Source organism: Amycolatopsis sp. NPDC039088 (assembly GCF_055598845.1).
Window position 1 is genome coordinate 1 of record NZ_JBVKAE010000094.1, and the last position, 1242, is coordinate 1242.

The 1242-nt window shown below is 66.8% G+C and carries 1 protein-coding gene; it reads left to right on the top strand.

All coding sequences use genetic code 11. The features are described from left to right. Nucleotides 1-50: 50 nt before the first annotated feature. Nucleotides 51-1208: an IS30 family transposase gene (locus ACZ7KI_RS43345; RefSeq protein WP_470278816.1), complete on the top strand. Its 1158-nt coding sequence runs from the start codon at nucleotides 51-53 to the stop codon at nucleotides 1206-1208. The last annotated feature ends 34 nt before the right edge of the window (nucleotides 1209-1242 follow it).

Sequence of the window (1242 nt, forward strand, 5' to 3'; positions counted from 1 at the left end):
GGCGAATTCACTCGGTCGTCGCAACACCCTCTGTGAGCTGGGAGTTTGTGATGTCGGGTGGATTGTTGTTGGCGCGGGCGGTGCGAGTGCGGTTTTGGGAGTTGGTGCGGGCGGGTCACCCGGTCAGGCCTGCTTGTGGATTGGCGGGCGTGTCGCATGAGACAGGGCGGCGGTGGTTTCATGAGGCTGGCGGGGTGATCGGAAACGCACCCCGCCCGTTGAGTGACCGCTACCTCAGTCTGGCGGAGCGGGAGGAGATCTCCCGTGGCCTGTCCGCGGAGCACTCGTATCGGGAGATCGCCCGGCAGTTGGGTCGTGAGCCCTCGACGGTCAGTCGTGAGGTCGCGAACAATGGTGGCCGGAGTGGATACCGGGCGCATCGGGCGGAGACGGAGGCGCGGAAGCGGGCGCGGCGGCCGAAGGTCGCGAAGCTGGCCGAGACGGGCGGGAACCACGAGTTGCGTGATCATGTGCAGGCGCGGTTGCGGCAGGAGTGGTCTCCGGCGCAGATCTCGGCCAGGCTGGCGGTGGAGTTCCCCGACCGGCCGGAGATGCGGGTGTCGCACGAGACGATCTATCAGTCATTGTATGTGCAGAGCCGGGGAGCGCTGCGCCGTGAGCTGACCCGGTGCCTGCGGACCGGGCGGGCGTTGCGCAAGCCACACCGTCAGGCACAGATGCGGCGGCCGCGGATCCCGGACATCGTCGAGATCAGCGAACGCCCCGCCGAAGCCGCGGACCGGGCGGTACCCGGCCACTGGGAAGGTGACCTGATCACCGGCGCCAGCAACAAGTCGGCGATCGGCACCCTGGTCGAGCGGACCACCCGGTTCGTGATGCTCTTGCACCTCCCGGACGGGCACGACGCCATCCAGGTCCGGGACGCGATGATCAAGGCGATCCAGACCTTGCCCGCCGAACTGCGGCGGTCGATGGCCTGGGACCGGGGCAACGAGATGGCCCGCCACACCGACATCACCCTGGCCACCGACATGCCGATCTACTTCTGCGACCCCCACTCCCCATGGCAACGCGGGACGAACGAGAACACCAACGGCCTGCTCCGCCAGTACTTCCCCAAAGGCGCCGACCTCTCCCGGCACAGTCCCGAAGACCTCGCCGCCGTCGCCGCACGACTCAACAGCCGTCCCCGCAAAACACTGAACTGGCTTACCCCGCAAGAGAAACTCACCATGATACTGTCCTAAATAGACCATGTTGCGACGACCGAGTGAATCCGCC